The 16540-nt window shown below is 67.8% G+C and carries 17 protein-coding genes; 6 read left to right on the top strand and 11 right to left on the bottom strand.

The window, feature by feature from the left end; all coding sequences use genetic code 11:
• Nucleotides 1–25: 25 nt before the first annotated feature.
• The 4 genes from CGU35_RS02865 to CGU35_RS02850 all read right to left on the bottom strand — a co-directional run bounded on the left by CGU35_RS02865 (nt 26) and on the right by CGU35_RS02850 (nt 3566).
• Nucleotides 26–1294, bottom strand: coding sequence for an HNH endonuclease signature motif containing protein (locus CGU35_RS02865; protein ID WP_100810128.1), 1269 nt, complete (start codon nt 1292–1294; stop codon nt 26–28).
• A gap of 156 nt (nt 1295–1450) precedes the next feature.
• Nucleotides 1451–1957 carry a hypothetical protein gene (locus CGU35_RS02860; protein ID WP_157813874.1) on the bottom strand — a complete coding sequence of 169 codons (507 nt, stop codon included), beginning with the start codon at nt 1955–1957 and terminating at the stop codon, nt 1451–1453.
• Nucleotides 1954–3180 (bottom strand): serine/threonine-protein kinase, encoded by a 1227-nt coding sequence (locus CGU35_RS02855; RefSeq protein ID WP_198519500.1) that lies wholly within the window; start codon nt 3178–3180, stop codon nt 1954–1956. Before CGU35_RS02855 ends, CGU35_RS02860 begins: the two co-directional genes overlap by 4 nt.
• Before the next feature lie 107 nt (nt 3181–3287).
• Nucleotides 3288–3566 carry a GlsB/YeaQ/YmgE family stress response membrane protein gene (locus tag CGU35_RS02850; RefSeq protein WP_100810125.1) on the bottom strand — a complete coding sequence of 93 codons (279 nt, stop codon included), beginning with the start codon at nt 3564–3566 and terminating at the stop codon, nt 3288–3290.
• 157 nt (nt 3567–3723) lie between these two features.
• On the opposite strand from CGU35_RS02850, the gene CGU35_RS02845 reads away from it, so the two are divergent.
• From CGU35_RS02845 to CGU35_RS02820, 6 genes are all read left to right on the top strand, one after another.
• Entirely contained in the window at nt 3724–4152 is a 429-nt protein-coding gene (locus CGU35_RS02845) for a GIY-YIG nuclease family protein (RefSeq protein WP_100810124.1), read from the top strand.
• 42 nt (nt 4153–4194) lie between these two features.
• Nucleotides 4195–5235, top strand: a complete 1041-nt coding sequence (locus tag CGU35_RS02840) for a lactonase family protein (RefSeq protein WP_100810123.1) — start codon at nt 4195–4197, stop codon at nt 5233–5235.
• 91 nt (nt 5236–5326) lie between these two features.
• A complete protein-coding gene (locus CGU35_RS02835) occupies nt 5327–6664 on the top strand; it encodes an O-acetylhomoserine aminocarboxypropyltransferase/cysteine synthase family protein (protein WP_100810122.1) in 1338 nt (445 codons plus the stop codon).
• Between the two features lies 1 nt (nt 6665).
• Nucleotides 6666–7985 carry an LLM class flavin-dependent oxidoreductase gene (locus CGU35_RS02830; protein ID WP_100810121.1) on the top strand — a complete coding sequence of 440 codons (1320 nt, stop codon included), beginning with the start codon at nt 6666–6668 and terminating at the stop codon, nt 7983–7985.
• Nucleotides 7986–8059: 74 nt separating this feature from the next.
• Nucleotides 8060–9283 (top strand): MalY/PatB family protein, encoded by a 1224-nt coding sequence (locus tag CGU35_RS02825; RefSeq protein WP_100810120.1) that lies wholly within the window; start codon nt 8060–8062, stop codon nt 9281–9283.
• Nucleotides 9284–9292: 9 nt separating this feature from the next.
• A complete protein-coding gene (locus CGU35_RS02820) occupies nt 9293–10315 on the top strand; it encodes an isopenicillin N synthase family dioxygenase (RefSeq protein WP_036298230.1) in 1023 nt (340 codons plus the stop codon).
• A gap of 24 nt (nt 10316–10339) precedes the next feature.
• Here the strand turns inward: CGU35_RS02820 and CGU35_RS02815 are convergent, their stop codons facing one another.
• From CGU35_RS02815 to CGU35_RS02785, 7 genes are all read right to left on the bottom strand, one after another.
• Complete coding sequence (locus tag CGU35_RS02815; protein WP_198519499.1) at nt 10340–11395, bottom strand: maleylacetate reductase; 1056 nt, start codon at nt 11393–11395, stop codon at nt 10340–10342.
• Nucleotides 11388–12281: a dioxygenase family protein gene (locus CGU35_RS02810; protein ID WP_100810119.1), complete on the bottom strand. Its 894-nt coding sequence runs from the start codon at nt 12279–12281 to the stop codon at nt 11388–11390. The genes CGU35_RS02815 and CGU35_RS02810 overlap by 8 nt, the downstream gene beginning before the upstream one ends.
• On the bottom strand, nt 12281–12880 hold the full coding sequence (locus CGU35_RS02805) for a flavin reductase family protein (RefSeq protein ID WP_100810118.1): 600 nt from the start codon (nt 12878–12880) through the stop codon (nt 12281–12283). The genes CGU35_RS02810 and CGU35_RS02805 overlap by 1 nt, the downstream gene beginning before the upstream one ends.
• Nucleotides 12881–12969: 89 nt before the next feature.
• A complete protein-coding gene (locus CGU35_RS02800) occupies nt 12970–13173 on the bottom strand; it encodes an antibiotic biosynthesis monooxygenase family protein (RefSeq protein ID WP_100810117.1) in 204 nt (67 codons plus the stop codon).
• A gap of 11 nt (nt 13174–13184) precedes the next feature.
• Nucleotides 13185–14411, bottom strand: a complete 1227-nt coding sequence (locus tag CGU35_RS02795; RefSeq protein WP_100810116.1) for an acyl-CoA dehydrogenase family protein — start codon at nt 14409–14411, stop codon at nt 13185–13187.
• A 141-nt stretch (nt 14412–14552) separates the two neighbouring features.
• Entirely contained in the window at nt 14553–15575 is a 1023-nt protein-coding gene (locus CGU35_RS02790) for an AraC family transcriptional regulator (RefSeq protein WP_198519498.1), read from the bottom strand.
• A 225-nt stretch (nt 15576–15800) separates the two neighbouring features.
• Nucleotides 15801–16520, bottom strand: coding sequence for a YoaK family protein (locus CGU35_RS02785; RefSeq protein ID WP_232711123.1), 720 nt, complete (start codon nt 16518–16520; stop codon nt 15801–15803).
• Between the last annotated feature and the right edge of the window lie 20 nt (nt 16521–16540).

The raw sequence follows: 16540 nt of genomic DNA, 5'->3' as shown, positions 1-16540 counted from the left end.
TCACCAACGTGCCGACCGGGTACACCTAGAACGGGGGTGGATCCGCGTTGGGGGTGAAGTGGATGGCGGGTGGTGGTGTGTCGATATAGACGTGTCCACCCGGGGACGTCCACTCCAGTACCCCGCCGCCGAGTTGCCTCACGGTCCAGGCGGTTTCACCTTTCAGCGTGTGGTGCCGCCTGCACAGGCACGCCAAGTTGCAGACATCGGTCGCGCCACCCAACGCAAAGTCGAGGGTGTGGTCGCGGTCGCACCGGCGCGCGGGTTGCCGACACCCGGGGAACCGGCAATGTTGATCCCGGGCCTGCAGGAACCGCTTCATATCCGCGGACGGCGTGTACCGGTCGACCGCGAGAACACACCCGGTGATCGGATCGGCGAGGACCCTGTCCCACCCCGTTGCGTGACCGGCAAGCCGCCGCGCCGTATCGGGATCAATCGGACACCGACCAACCAGTTCTGCGGGCTCTTCCGTGACTCCCGCCAACGCCAGGGCAGGGACGGTGACATTCACAATGCCCCGGATCGACCCGAGCCCACCGAACCCGTCCGACATCCCCTGACCGGTCTGCGCGTCGGGCGAGGTCGTGAGGAGCATGTCTGCGATGAGGTCGGCGCGGATCTGATCCAGCGTGCGCGCATCCGCCGGGTCGGCGTCCTTCAACGCCTTCGCCTGCTGCGTGATCCGGTCGTGCATCGCGTGCGCCAACACAGCAGGTTGGACGGTGCTGAACTCCGCCATCCCGTCCCCGATGTCCCGCACGCACGCACCGCGGGACGCGCGTGCCTCCTGGTGGCGTTCCGTCAGTGTTCGGGGTTGCAGAGATTCCGCCAGTCGCGCCAGTGACGCACCGAGCCGCCCCGGTGTGGTCTCTTCGGCCCGCATGAGCGCTTCGGCCTCGAACAGGGCACGCGCATCCGGATCCGTGATCGGGAGACCGTGGTCCACGATCGTCTGCACATGCCCGGAGCTGATTCGTCCGTCTTCCCACGCGTCGAACGTTGCGGGGAACTTCTCGCTCAACGTCAGAGCGTCGTTCATCCGGCGCTGCACCGTCCGGTCCGACATCCGGGTTGCCGCACCCAACTCCGCCGCCAACGCACGCATCGGCAACTCCGCCTCACGCGACGACGGCGACGCCAGTTCCGCGACCCGACGCGCCCCAACAGCAGCCGCCCGCGCGAACACCCGCGCCTCCGCAGCCTGCGCCCGCGCGACCGCTACACGCGCTTGCTCGAGATCGAGCGCAAGTTCCCCGAACTCGGCATCAACCCCACGGACTGTCGAATGCATGTTCTAAAGACTACGAAGGGCCACCGACATTCCCGACCCGAAAACCACCCCGAAAGGCCCGGAATCACGCCGAAAACATGAGACTTCTCACATCTTTCGGAAAACTCGGGCAACAGGGGTGCCGCGGGTCAGTTCGGCAGCTCAGTGACCGCAGCGTCAGCCGCCCTTGCCGCCGTTCCCACCATTTCCACCGGTGCCCGTCCCGTTGCCGTTCCCGACGCCATTCCCCACGCCGTTCCCGTTGTTGCCGTTGCCGCCGTTTCCCTGCCCGGGGGCGTCTCCATCACTCTTTTTGGTCTTCTCCGGCTTCGGGTCAGCGGGCGTCTCCGAGACCGGCGCCTCGACCGGCGCACTCGGGGTCTCGACCTCGGCAACCTGCATCAGGTCCGCGCGCACCACGTCGAGCGCTGCCTGTATCGATGTCGCCCGCGCGTCGCTCACCTCGCCCCGCTCCCGTGCGGCATCGAGGGCCGCCTGAAGCGCATCGAGTTCGGCCATCGCCGCGGCGTAGTCGCCCGTCGCCGCGGTCTCGGCAACGGACACCACGTGGGACTGGAGCTGTGCCGCCGACTCCGCGGTCAGATCGGTGTTCGCCTGCGCGCAACCACTGAACATCAGCATCACGGCGAGCGCCGGGACGAGCCATCCTGCCCGGCGCCTCACGGTGTCACCTCGTCGAGCAGATCCTGCAGATGCGTGTCGAGCGGCTCGCCCACCTCAGGCAGATCCGGTTGCGTCGGCTCAGACGGGAGGTTGGCGGTCCAGACCACGACGGCGAGCACAGCAGCGGCCAGCAGCGCCCCGAGTCCCAGCAACCCGAAACGCAGACGGCGCGACCGCGCGAGGGGGCTCGTCTGCCGCGCGTCGACGTCGCCGCCGCCGCCGACCGAAGCGGGTTCGTGCGGTGCCGTGGGGGTATCCGAGAGCGCTTCGGTCGGAAGCATGAGAGTGGGTGCAGGCGGAACCGCGTCCATCTCGGCGACCGTTGCTACGGATGCCGCAGCACCACCGGCATCGTCTGACGCCGCGCCCGGTCCGACGACGAATTCGGTCACGGCCGGATCACTCGGCGGCGTGTCGAGCGAACGCGCCCGCGTGGCGACTTCGAGGGCCGTGGGGCGATGTTCGGGATCGCGCGCGGTCATGGCGGTCAACAGCGAACGCCACCGCGGACCCAACGAGGCGGGAATCTCGGGCTGAACGGACAATCGCGCGGCGATCGCTTCGACCGGGGTCTGCTGAGCGAACGCGCGACGACCCGTCAACGCCTCGATCAAGACCAGGCCCAGAGAGTAGATATCGGACGCCGTCGTGGGGGCGGCGCCGCGCACCTGTTCAGGTGCCAGGTATGCGGCCGTGCCGATAGCGGTTCCTGGCGCTGTGAGACGGGTCGTGTCGACGAGGTACGCGATGCCAAAGTCGGCAAGTGTTGGCCGCAGGGTGCTCTCTGGTGCCAGCGTCGGACGCAGGAGAATATTCGACGGCTTGACGTCTCTATGGATGATCCCGGCGGCATGGACGACATGCAGCGCCTCACCCAGTTCTCGCGCGAGCGAGGCTGCGTCCGTGTCGCTGATCGCGCCACCCATGACGCGCGCGTCGAGGGTTCCCCCGTCGATGTACTCCATCACCAGGAAAGCGTGCCCACGCTCGGGCAGGTGCGCGTCGAAGAGCGTGACCAGCGCGTGGTGACTGAGCGATGCGAGCAGCCGTGTCTCGGTCATCTGGCGCGCCTCGTCGCCGCGTCCGGCGGTGCCCGGCGCGAACAGCTTGATCGCGACCGTGCGACCGAGCGCTTGGTCGGTCGCACGGTAGACGGACGCCATGCCTCCCGCGCCGACGAACGCGTCGATCCGATATCTCTCCGCGAGCACGTCGCCGACCACCAGGGCGCCTCCGCCCCGGTTCATGTGCGCCCGCGGTGCGTCCGACCCGCGCCGCCCATGGTTGGCCGGTCGCGAGTCGGATGCGACATCCCCCGTCATGTAAGCGCTCAGCTGCGGCGCGAACGGCGACCAGCGAAGGCGCCCCAGAGCAGCAGAACGATGATCGCGCCGATGATCGACCCGATGATTCCGGCCGGCTGGAAGAACCCGTCCTGCGCATCGGCGCCGAAGAGGAAGAAGCCGAGGAATCCGCCGACGAACGATCCGATGATGCCGAGCAGAATGGTCATCCCGATGCCCATGCTCTGCTTGCCGGGGACGATCAGGCGCGCGAGCGCACCCGCGATGAGACCGATGACGATGATGCTGATGATGAGGCCGAGCATGGTGGTGCCTTTCGCGCGATCACGGGGCTCGCCGAAGAACGAGCAGCTCAGAGAATGCCCGTCGCGTGGAGTTCGCGGAAGGGGCTTGCTTTTTGCTCCCGGGGCACGTTCTGTTCCACGCGGCGCCCGTGTCGATGGGGCGGCCTAGCGTGGGTGCGTGCCCTCCCCCGTCCCCGCGACCGATCCCTGCGTGCTCTGCGGCGGGACGGATGCGGAGCGCAGCGCGGGATATCTGCGCTGCAGCGTGTGCCACTGGCGGGTCGGCGACACGATCGATCCGGATGTCGAGCGTCCCCGTGTCGACGTCGTCTACTACCTGCGGTATGCGGACCGCATCAAGATCGGCACGTCCGCGCGGCCACGCCAACGTCTCGGAGCGATCTGGCACGACGAACTTCTCGCGTTCGAACTCGGCGGTCGTGCGCTCGAGCAACAGCGTCACCGGCACTTCGCGGCATGGCGCGAGGGCGGCGAGTGGTTTCGCGCTGCCCCCGAACTGCTGACCCACATCGCAGCGCTCGACTGCCCGGACCCGTGGCGTTCCTACGCCCGCTGGGTCAGCGCCGCGCTGCGTCGCATCACCTGAGAGGATCCCCGCCGGAGGGCAGCCCGCCCGTACCATCGAGGGATGACCGAAACTCCCCGTGTCCTGGTCGCCAACGCCGGCGACGGATCGATCAGCGTCTTCCGTGTTGTCGAGCAGCGTCTCGAACGCCTCGGCGTCACGGGAGGACTGAACGATTGCTCGACGTTCGCGGTCGATGCAGCCCGAGACCTGGTCTACGCCGCGGTCAAGGGTGACGCGTCGGGCCGACCCGCCGGCATCCTCACTCTCGAACTCGACAGAACGACCGGCACCCTCACACCCCGTAGCCGTCTGGACCTGCCCGACGGAGGCATGAACTACCTCGCCCTCGCCCACGCTGGCACCACACTGCTGGGAGCTGCCTACAGCGGCGGCTACGGCATCAGCTGCCGTATCGACGGGGGCGTCGTGGGCGAGCCGGTCAGTCGCGTGACCTTCCCCAATCTGCATTCGGTACTGGGGAGCGCTGACGGGCGGTTCGCGTATTTCGTGTCCCTGGGCGCCGACCTGGTCGCCCAGTATGCGCTCGACGACGACCGACGTCTGGTTCCCCTCTCCCCCGAGACGGTGTCGGCGCCTACGGGGAGCGGTCCGCGCCACCTCGTGCTGAATTCTGCCAACGACGCTGTGTACGTGGTCACCGAGTTCTCGGGCGAGGTACTGCACTACGACCGCGACATCACAACAGGAACGCTCGGGCTTCGTGGCGCGACATCCGTCGTCGACGCCGCAAAGGGACTCGGGCACAGTGTTTTCGGTGCAGATCCGATGGCGAACCATTTCATCTGGGGCGCGGACATCCACTGGGGCGCGGACGAAGCAACACTGTGGACCAGCGAGCGAACCGAGAGCACCCTCGCCGCCTCGACGGTGGGGACGGATGGCGCGGTAACCGCACCCCGTCGGTTCCAGGAGACCGAGCCGCAGCCGCGCGGCTTCGCGCTCAGCCCCGACGGGTCCCTTCTCGTCGCGGCGGGCGAGCGGTCGACGACCGTTTCGCTCTACGCCGTGGACGGCGACCGCCTGGAGCTGCTGCAACGCGCCGAGACCGGCACGGGCGCGAACTGGGTGCGATTCGTCTGACGAGGGTTGTATGACGGCGCGTTTCATCGCCCTCGTCGCCCGGCCGCACCCGGCGTAGTGTCACCCGAAATACCCGACACGGAACGCCGCCATGACAACATCCCTCGATCCCGCCGCGGGCTTCGCAACCCAGCAGCTGCACGCAGGTCGTGAACCTGGAGACCCCCACCAGGCACGCGCCACCCCGATCTACCTGACCGCCGGTTTCGCCTTCGACGACTTCGACCACGCGCAGGGAGCTTTTTCGGGCGACGAGCCGGACTTCATCTACTCGCGTCACGGCAATCCGACCGGCGAATCCGTCGAACGTCGCCTGGCGGCGCTCGAGCGCGGGAGCGAAGCGATGCTCGTCGCGAGCGGGCAGGCCGCGACCGCGAACGCGCTGCTGGCGATCCTGCACGCGGGTGACCATCTCGTCTCGTCCGGCACGATCTACGAGGGCACGCGCGGCCTGTTCCTCGAGCACCTCTCGCGGTTCGGGATCACGATCGACTTCGTGGACGATCCCACAGACCTGGATGCCTGGCGCGCGGCTGTCACTCCAACCACACGCGCCTTCTTTGCGGAGTCCATCTCGAATCCCAAGAACAATGTCCTCGATATCGCCGCCGTGGCCAAGATCGCCCATTCGGTCGGCGCTCCGCTGATCATCGACAACACCCTCGCCACCCCGTACCTCTTGCGCCCGATCGAGCACGGCGCCGACATCGTCGTTCACTCCGCGAGCAAGTTCCTCGCCGGGCACGGCAGCGTGCTGGGCGGGTTCATCGTCGACGCCGGCACGTTCGACTGGGGTTCGGGCGCCTACCCGCACCTGTCCGAAACGCGGGCGATCGACGGCCTCACTCACGTCGAGCGCTACGGAAGGCGTGCCTTCGCGGGATTCCTCCGCGATCTCGCGGTTCCCCGTTTCGGTGCGGCGCCGTCGCCCATCAACGCGTTCCTGATCGAGCAGGGCATCGAAACCCTCTCGCTGCGCGTCGACCGACAGTCGGGCAGCGCGGCGCAGATCGCGCGTTTTCTCGAAGCGCAGCCCGAGGTCGAGTCCGTCGACTACGCCGGACTGGAATCCAACCCCAACCACGCCACCGCATCACGCTACCTGTCCCGAGGATTCGGATCGGTCTTCGCTTTCACGCTCCGGGGCGGCGAGACAACGGCCCGGCGCTTCTACGATTCGCTGCGCCTGTTCACCAAGATGACCCACCTGGGCGACGTCCGGTCGCTCGTCATCCACCCGAGCACGACGACCCACAATCTGCGCACGGAAGAGGAGCAGCGACGCGCGGGCATCACCCCGGGCCTCATCCGCCTCTCTGTCGGCATCGAGGACGTCGACGATCTGATCCGAGACCTCGCCGGGGCCTTCGCAGCCACGCGGGACGTCTCCGCCGATGCTTCTGTCTCCGCCGTTTCGAGAGTGGCCTGACATGCCCCGTCCGCAGCACTTCGGATGGTTCCTCTCGCGCGGTTTCGGACCGCAGGGATGGGGCAGCCCGGCCTGGGACTGGGGCTACGAGTGGCAGCGTCCCGCCCTGTATCAGCAGTCCGTGCGCGAGCTCGAACAGGCGGGCCTCGACCTCGTGATCATCGAGGATGCTATCTCGGCGGGTCTGCCCGACACCCTTGATCTCCGCGTTCGCGGAGCCTACGGCGGACCCAAGCACGACCCCGTCGCGCTGACCCCGTACCTGCTCAGCACGACAGAGCACATCGGGATCGTGCCGACCGTGAACGTCGCGTCCTACCTGCCATACGTTGCGGCACGGCAGTTCGCCTCGCTGCACCACCTGAGCGATCACCGCGTCGGCATCAATGTCGTGACGGATGTCGGGAGCGCCCGTCATCTCGGCCTCCACCCGATAGCGCACGACGCCGCCTACGACCGCGCGGATGAATGGACCTCCGGCCTGCGCGAGTTGTGGCGCAGTTGGGGCGAGGGGGCACTCGTCGCCGACGCGTCGACCGGGCGCTTTGCCGACGCCGCCCACATCAACACCGTCCAGCACCGCGGCGAGTACTTCGCATTCGACGGGCCCCTCAACGCGATCCCCTTCGCGGGCGGCGGTGACCCGATCATCGTTTCGCCCGGTGGCTCGCCGCGCGGAATCGAGTTCGCGGCGACGCACTCCGACGTGCAGCTCGCGCTCGCGAGTCTCGACATCAACACGGTGCGCAGCTACCGCGAGAAGGTCGGGGCGGCAGCCGCCCGACAGGGCCGCGAGGGACGCATCCGGACGCTGTTCGTGTTCAAACCGCAGGTGGTGTCCAGCGTCGAGGAGGCAGAGCGGATCGTCACGGCGTCGCTCCACCCATCCGAGGCGGAGTTGCGCCAGATCGCCCTCGGGCATTCGTCCGACCTCGAGACCGACCTGACACGGCTCGACCTCGACAGCCCCCTCGATCCTGCGAACTTCGGTGAGCATGTGTCCCGCGGCTCGATCTCGTGGCTGCGCGGCGGGTTCGAGTCCTTCGACGACGTTCCGCTCCGAGAGATCCTCACCCAGCACGCCCGCAAGGGCCGCATCACCGATCGGCGGGGCTATGTCGGCACGGCCGAAGAGATCGCTGACTTCATCGAGGAGTTGGGGGACGATGCGGGCAACGACGGCTTCATCTTCTCGGGCGACTTCCACCCCACGACGATCCACCGCTACCTCGACGAACTCGTGCCGGTGCTCCGGCGCCGCGGCATCCTGCGCCGCGAGTATGCGACCGGCGGTGCGCGGGCCAACCTCTTCGATTTCTGACCCGCGTCGGCACGAATGTGACGTCGTGTTTCGGGCGCGCTCGCGCCCGCGAGAGGACTGGTGAGAATGGGATCATGACTTCGCCCGCGCATCCGCCCGCGCATCCGTTCGACGCGCTGACGCGCGCGCGGCTCGATCGTCCCGAGAGTCGCAAGTGGAGCCTGCACGCGGGCAAGATCGGTGCCTGGGTGGCCGAGATGGACTTCGGAACCGCGCCCGCGATCGCGGAGGCCCTCGCGCGCGCGATCACCGACGGCACATTGGGGTACCTGTCCCCTCCGCTCGCTGCCGACGTGGCCGACGCCACGGCGGAATGGATGTCTGCCGAGTACGGCTGGGCTGTGGATCCCGCCCGCGTGCACTCGGTCTCGGACGTCATGGCGGCGCTCGGCGTGGCGATCACCGAGTACTCCCCCGCCGGATCTGCGGTCGTCGTTCCGACGCCGGCGTACATGCCGTTCCTGACCTACCTGCCGACGATCGGGCACCCGGTGATCGAGGTGCCGGGGGCCCTGATCGACGGCCGATGGCAGCACGATCTCGAGCGCATCGATGCCGCGTTCGCGGCGGGCGCCCGCACCCTGGTGCTGTGCAATCCGCACAACCCGACCGGGACCGTCCTCACCCGCGATGAGCTCCTCGCGATTGCCACGATCGTCGAGCGTCACGGCGGCCGCGTGTTCGCCGACGAGATCCACGCACCGCTCCGCTTCGACGGACGCCCTCACATCCCGTACGCGTCGCTCTCACCCGAGACCGCCGCACACACGGTCACCGGCACGAGCGCGTCGAAAGCGTGGAACATCCCGGGGCTCAAGGCCGCTCAGCTGATCACCTCCAACAACGCAGACCAGCAGGCCTACCGCCGCTTCGGCTTCGCCGTGCAGCACGGGGCGTCGACCCTGGGGGTTGTCGCTTCGACCGCCGCCTACCGGGAGGGCAAATCCTGGCTCGACGAGACGCGGGCATATCTCTCGGACAGCCGCCTCCTGCTCGCCGAGCTGCTCGCGACACACCTGCCCGGCGCGCGCTATCGTCCGCCCGAGGCGACGTACATCGCGTGGATCGACACCGCCGCCCTGGACATCCCCGATTCTCCAGCCGCGTTCTTCCGCGACCACGCCGACGTCGTGCTGACGGACGGAGCGCTGCTGGGAGCCGGGTACGAGAGATACGTTCGCCTCGTCTTCGCCACGCCCGATCCTCGCGGAAGCGGTCGGCGCGATGGGCGACGCCTGGCGTGGCTTGCACCGGTAATGCTCGGCAACAAAACGCGACGGCTCGCCGGAGGGACTTAGCCTCGAGAAATGTCAGAAGCCAGCCTGCCGATCCTCGACCTCTCGCTCCTCGATCAGGGGGACGCTGCCGCGGCGCGATTCCGCGACGAATTGCGTGCCGCAACCCACGACGTCGGGTTCTTCTACCTGACCGGTACGGGCGTGAGCCCCGAGCTCGAGCAGCGACTGCTGGAAGTCTCTCGCGGGTTCTTCGCGCTGCCCGAGGCCGACAAGCTCGCGATCGAGAACGTGACGAGCCCCCACTTCCGTGGTTACACGCGCGTCGGCGGCGAGCGCACCCAGGGACACGTGGACTGGCGTGAGCAGATCGACATCGGGCCCGAGCGCGAGGCGATCACCGACCCCGAGGCGCCCGACTTCGCGCGCCTGATCGGACCGAACCTGTGGCCCGCCGCACAACCCGAGCTGCGCGAGGTCATCGACGAATGGCACGAGCACCTCACGGGAATCGCCCGCAAACTGCTCCGCGCCTGGGCCGTGGCGCTCGGCGCACCCGAGACCTACTTCGACGAGCACTTCGGTGAGCCGTCGACCCTGATCAAGATCGTCCGTTATCCCGGCAAGGACGACCCCGAACCGCAACAGGGAGTCGGCGCGCACAAGGACTCCGGCGTCTTGACGCTCCTGTGGATCGAGCCGGGCAAGGGCGGACTTCAGGTCGAGCGCGACGGTGCGTGGGTCGACGCGCCGCCCGTCCCGGGTGCCTTTGTCGTCAACATCGGCGAGCTGCTCGAGTACGCCACGCAGGGCTACCTCAAGGCGACGAATCACCGCGTGATCTCGCCGAAGTACCCCGACGAGCGCATCTCGGTGCCGTTCTTCTTCAACCCGGCGCTGGATCGACGGCTGCCGCTCATCGAGCTGCCGGACGAGCTCGCCGCCGAGGCATCCGGAGTCACACAGGATCCCGCAAATCCCATTCACGCGCTGTACGGCGAGAATGCGCTCAAGTCACGCCTGCGCGCGCATCCGGATGTCGCGGAGCGCTGGCACGCGGATCTGGTTGCGGAGCGGGCGGCAGCGGCCCGCTGAGCGGGGCCCGTGGTCGACTCTCGATCAGCAATCGACCCCGCGATAGGCGTGGTCGAGGATTCGCCGAACTGACTCGGATGTCACGGCACGAGGGTTCGCGTACGGCTGGGCGGTGACGTCCGCGACGATGCGGGGTATCGCGCTGTCGTCCATGCCCAGTTCGCGGAGCGAGTGCGGCGCGCCCCACCCCCGAGCAAGCTCTTGGAGGCGGGCTGCGGGGTTCTGATCACCGAGGATCTCGGCCAGGGTCGCTCGAGCACCAGGAGCGGCCTCGAGGTTGAACGCCGCGACGTACGGCAGCACGACCGTGTGCGTTTCGGCGTGCGGCAGGTTGAGCGTCCCGCCGAGCGCGTGGCAGAGCTTGTGGTGCAGCGACATCGTGGTCGCGCCGAGTGACGCGCCGCAGAGCCACGCGCCGCGCAGAGACTCCGAGCGCGCCTCGAGGTCACCCTCGGCCTCGGCGACACCCGCCAGTCCGGCGAGCATCGCGCGCATGCCTTCGGACGCCATCACCTGCACGATGGGTGAGAGATCCGGTGCGTACAGCGCCTCGACCGCGTGTGCGATCGCGTTGAATCCGCTCGTCACACTGATCGCCCTCGGGAGCGCGGCCACGAGCCGCGGGTCGTAGACCACCGCTCGAGGAAGGACGCGCGCGTCGCGTCCCGTACGCTTGCGGTCCCCCACCGTGATGCCCCAGATCGGCGTCATCTCCGAGCCGGCGTACGTGGTCGGGACAGCGACGATCGGCAGATCGAGCTCGAGCGCGACCGCCTTGCCGAGCCCGATGGCAGACCCTCCGCCAACTGCGACACACGCGTCGGCACCGCGTTCCCGTACGAATCGTGTTGCGCGTTGCACGCTCGCGGCGGGCACGTGCATTTCCGCCCCCTCGAAGACACCGACACCGATCGCGTCGAGGGCCGCGTTGATCCCCGACGCGAGTGCCGCCTGACGCTTCGCCGAAAGCACAACGACGCGCTCGGCACCGAGGCGCTGCAGTTCGTGGATCACAGCGGTCTTCGCCTCCTGCCCGAACCGCACGCGCATCGGTAACGAGCTGTAGGTGAACTCACGCACGAAGCTCGGAGCCCTCCGTATCGTCGTCGCGCGTCACGACGACGTCGAAGCGCGCCAGACGGAAGGGCGCATCAACGCCGTACCGAGCGGCGAGCGCCGGATCGTCCATCTCGACGAAGTCGGCGATCAGGCTCGACTTCACCGCGAAGACGGCATCGCTGTCGATGTAGTCGCTGCCCGCCACGAAGATGTGCGTGACCAGTTCGCGGTACCCGGGCGCGGCGACGATGAAGTGGATGTGCGCGGGACGAAACGGGTGCCGCCGGGTTGCGCCGAGCAGCGCACCAACCGGCCCGTCGGTCGGAATCGGGTAGGCCGAAGGCACGACCGTCCGAAACCAGAAACCCCCGTCGACATCCGCCGTGAACATTCCGCGCCCGTTGCCGGGCGGCTGCTCGTCGGGCTGCTGCACATCGTAGAAGCCTTCGGCATTGGCCTGCCACACGTCGATCGAGGCGTGCGCCACGGGATTCCCGCCAGAATCCACGACACGACCGACCACGACACACGCGTCGCCCACACTCTGGGGCGAGATGTCGGCTCCTATCGAGCGGAGGGGCGACTCGGTCATGTGGAACGGTCCGAGCACGGTCGAGTCGGTCGCCTCGGGAACATCCGCGCCGTTGAGCGTCTCTACGAGCATCGACACCCCCAGCACATCCGAAAGCAGGATGAACTCCTGCCGGACATCCGTGCAGGTCTGTCCGGTTCGCGTGAGGAACTGGATCCCCGCCTCCCACTCTTCGATCGAGGGATGGGTCTCCTCGATCCAGGCGTGCAGGTGCCGCGTGAGCGACTGCAGGATCCCCCGCAGACGGGTATCCGGTGTCGCGTCGAAGCTCGCCTCCACCTGTGCCGTGAGGGCACTGTTCGCACCGTCGCCCATCAGCCGAGCCGCGAGTGACTGCCGAGCTCGTGCCACGTGCGGTTGTGGTAAACGAGGGGCCGCGCGGATGATGCGTTCTCGGACTCAGGCGCGTCTCCCCCGGAGGCGGCCGTCCCGGATCCGGTATGGGTCGCGTTGACGACAATGAGGGTAGAGCTGCCCGCGACCAGGGTGTTGACCACGACCCCGCGGACCCATGTGTGCGCCGACGGGAAGTACGGCTCCCCCGTGGGCAGTCGCTTCCACATGCTCGTGTCGGCAAACCGATCGACACCGCTCGTCGCGCAGAGCTTCGCCAGGTCGACCTGATCCGCGCCGAGCAGGTGCACGACGACGGAGGCCGCCGCGACGATCGTCGGCGTGGCAGAGGACAGATCCGACACCGAGAACACCAGCAGTGGGGGCGTCGCGCTCACCGAGAATACGGATGTCGCCGTCATACCGGCCGGACCGTCGGCACCCTCCGCGGTGATGACGGCCACGCCCGCCGCATGACCGCGGAAGGCCGCCCGGAACGCATCCGCGGACAGCGAGGTGTCGATGGCCGCCTCATCGGCGAGGTGGACGAGTTCCGTGGCGCCACGTTGTTCCGTGTTCATCGCCGTCCTCATTTCTCGAAATGTGCCACGACGGGAGGCTCGGTGAAGAAACGGCCGAAAACACGACCGAGTTCCTGGGCTGCGGGGCTCTAAGCGAAGGTGACGACGTGGTCCTCGACCCGCGACCAACCAACCTTCAGCAGGTAGATCCCGGGCCGGTCGACCGCCGCCTGCAACTCGACATCGTGGCACCCGGGAGACGACCGCAGGATCGCGATCGCCTCCGGGAAGGATGCCTCGAACTCGGCCGACTGCTCTGGCGCGGTCGTCAGGAGCGCGTATTCGTAGACCATCGGCTGTCCGATCAGATGTCCATCGTGAGGCCGTCGTCCGCGCCGAGCAGGACGCGGCCGTAGACCTCCTTGCCGACCTCGGGGCTGACGTACGCGTGTCGGCCCGCGATCTCGGCGTCTCGCCAGATGCGCGACAGGACGTTCACCTCGGCGAAGGAACCCGCCCCGTTCGCCGTGAGCAGCAGATCGATGCCGTCCTTCACGAGCTCGGCGACGATACCTGTGTCATTGCGGATCTGCGCTCGCGTGACCTGGTCGGGCAGGTCACGCAGGATCGCGTGGTGGTCGATGATGTCTGCGGCATTGCCCGCAAGCAGCTCGGCAAGCTGGAACTTCGTCGCCGCCTGCGCGACACCGAGCTGGTGACTCGGGGAGTTCTTCGCGGCGGTGTACCGCGTGTACGCGACCGGCTTTTCGGGCAGCTTCTTCAGCGTCACCTCGAGTGCGTGCCGGGCGAGGCCCAGCTGCGGAGAGATGAGAACGAGGGCCGCTACGGGGATGAACGCCATGTTCGAATTGCGCTCGGTCGCCTGGTACGGCGTGAGGTACTCCGCCTCGCGCATGTTGACGAAGCGCTGTACGCGGTGATCGGGAACGAACTGGTCCTCGACCACGATCGTGTCGGAACCCGAGCCTTTCATGCCCGTGACGTACCAGGTCGGCTCGATGGTGAACTGGTCGCGAGAGAACAACGCGAGCGCCCGGGGGTCTTCGCCCTCGGGGACCTCCATCGCAATGCCCAGCGCGGCCCAGTCCGCGGCGAACGATCCGGACGAGTATGGCCAGCGGCCGCTCACGAGGTAGCCGCCGTCTACGCGCGTCATCGTGCTGCCGGGGGTGAAGATTCCGGCGACCCTCGCGCGCGGGTTCTGCCCGAACACGTCCTCCTGCGCCTGCTCGGAGAATGTCGTGGCGAACCATGTGCAGACGTTCAGCAGGGATGCCGCCCATGCCGTCGAGCCGTCGCCGCGCGCGATCTCGGCGAGCACCTCCATCGAGGTCCGCATGCTTGCCTCGTGTCCCCCGAATCGCCGCGGCACGAACAGATTGAACAGCTCCGCGTCCTCCAACGCCTTCATCACGATCGGTGAGACGGCGCGGTTCTCGGACGTCTCGGACGCGTGCTCACGAATCAGCGGGATCAGCGCGGTGGCTCGCGCGACGAGCTCCTGGTCGAAGTGCGGCACGAAGAAGTCCTGGTCGCCGCGTACGGATGTCTGGATGTCGGAGATCGTCATCGATCTGCCCCTCTCGAGTCGTCGACCCGACGTGCGCGTCGGGCGAATACCTGAGAGTAGAAAGTGCGCGAATCCCGGAGACAGCCGTATCCCGAAAGGTTGCCGGCCGCTTTCCGAAATGCACCGGGCCGGTTTGCGACCTCAGAATCCGCGCACGTTGCGGAGGGTCACCGAAGGGTTCTCGCCGAAGCGTTCACGATATCCCGCGGCGAAGCGGGCATGGTTGGTGAATCCCCAGCGGTACATGACCGACGTCACCGTGGTGTCTGGTCGCGGCTCGCGCAGGTCGGCGCGGGCACGCTCGTAACGCTTCTGCTGATGGAACGCCGTCGGCGTCATGCCCAGATGTTCACGAAACGCCTGCTCGAGCCGGCGCACGCCGACCCCCGCATGACGAGCAAGGTCTGCCGCGGTGAAGAGCATGTTCGGGGACTCGTCGAGCAGCGCAACGACGCGGCTCACGGCTCCGGGCAGCGCATGCGTCGACGAACCATCGAGGTCCTCGCGGTAGTTGTGATCGGCCGCGAGCAGCAGCTGGCAGATCATCGCGCGTTCGAGATAGTCGGACACGGGTCGCGGGATGTCGGTTGCGCCGACGGTGTCGATCAGGCTCCGGAGCGCCCGCATCCAGGTCGCCCCGCCCGCGCCGACCGTCGAGAAGGCGATGTCGAAGTCGAGCGGACGGCTCAGCGGTCGAGCGAGGAGCGCCTCGAGCTCGGCGATGACAGCCGAGGCGTCGATCTTGACGCAGATCTGCGCGGCATCATCGCTCACGGCGGGAAGCCGTGTCGGGGCGTGCGGAGTGAAAACGGCGGCGAGACCCGGCCGCGCCAGGACAGCCTGGTGACCGCACCGCGAGCCGATAGAGCCCGCCAGGGGCACATTGACGTGGTATGCATCGATGCGTCCCGGATCGACGATCGCCTCGTGCCCGAAGCGCACAAATCCGACCGTCATGCGGTTGAGTGCCTTGGCGTTGAGCCGACCGTTGCGAAGAACGGACTTCCTGCCGACGGTGTCGACGAACGCCGGGTAGTAGGCCGCGTTCAGGCGACTACGAAACAGATCAAGATCGTCCTCGGCCCCCGACGGCAGAATGCTCTCCTGCTCGTGCATCGGAATCGCAGCCACGTGCGATCCCGGCACACCGTGCTGCTGACTCATCCTCATGCTCCCTCGCACAACGAATCTGGGTTTCACCCCGTGGGCACGCTCCTGCGGGACAGGATCGGGTGCGGCCGACGTTGAGCGATTGTAGACCCGATCCGGCATCGGATGGCCATCGTCCTGCAGGGCAGCTGCGCGTGAGCGGCAAACCCGTGCGTACGATCGCTCGGCCCCGAGACGCCACAGAGGCCCGGAATTCCGGCCTCTTCTCATGGAGCCACCTCAGAGAATCGAGCCCTCCTTCGCGCTCCGTGCTGCCGCGTGTCTTGCGTGGGCGGCGGCGTGCCCGAGAAGGGCCGCCAACACAGTCACCAACGCCGCGGCACCAACGCCCCAGCCGATGTGCACCTGAAGCAGCAGAGCACCGATAGCGGCACCGGCGGCGATCAGCACGATCGCGGCGAGCCGACGGAACCACGGTTGACCGGTGCCCCCCGCGAGCCGCGAGTCGGCCGCGAAACCGGTGATGGTCGACGTCACCACGACCGTGGTGACGTCCTTGACGGCGATATGCCGAGCCGTCGCCGCCTGGATGCCCATGCTCGCGGCCAGGAAGAACGTGATGAGGTACTCCCACGGCTGGGGTGGCGCTCCGTCCGTGACGAAGAGGCTCACCGCGAGCGCGGCCTGAACCAGCCCGACGACCGCAAAGAGCCACGTGGTGCGCGTCGTCCAACCCGCCGCGACCGGACGGAGCACCCGTCCCCCGACCACGGCGCCGAACATGAAGGCGAACAGAGCGAGCAGGGGGCCGATCCAGGGCAGGTCATCGGCGCCCGCGAGCGCCATGCCGAGGATGACGACGTTCCCCGTCATGTTGCCCGCGAAGACTTTGTCGAGGCCGAGATAACCGACCGCGTCGACGATGCCGGTCGAGAAGGTGAGAGCCAGCATGAGCGCCAGATGCAGGCGCTCAGGAGCGGATCGAAGTTGGTTGAGCACGGGATACATCCTGTCGATTG

The organism is Microbacterium sp. BR1 (genome assembly GCF_002812725.1).
Taxonomy (GTDB): domain Bacteria; phylum Actinomycetota; class Actinomycetes; order Actinomycetales; family Microbacteriaceae; genus Microbacterium.
The sequence above is the reverse complement of the archived record's forward strand: the minus strand, read 5'-3'. Positions and strand labels throughout refer to the sequence as shown.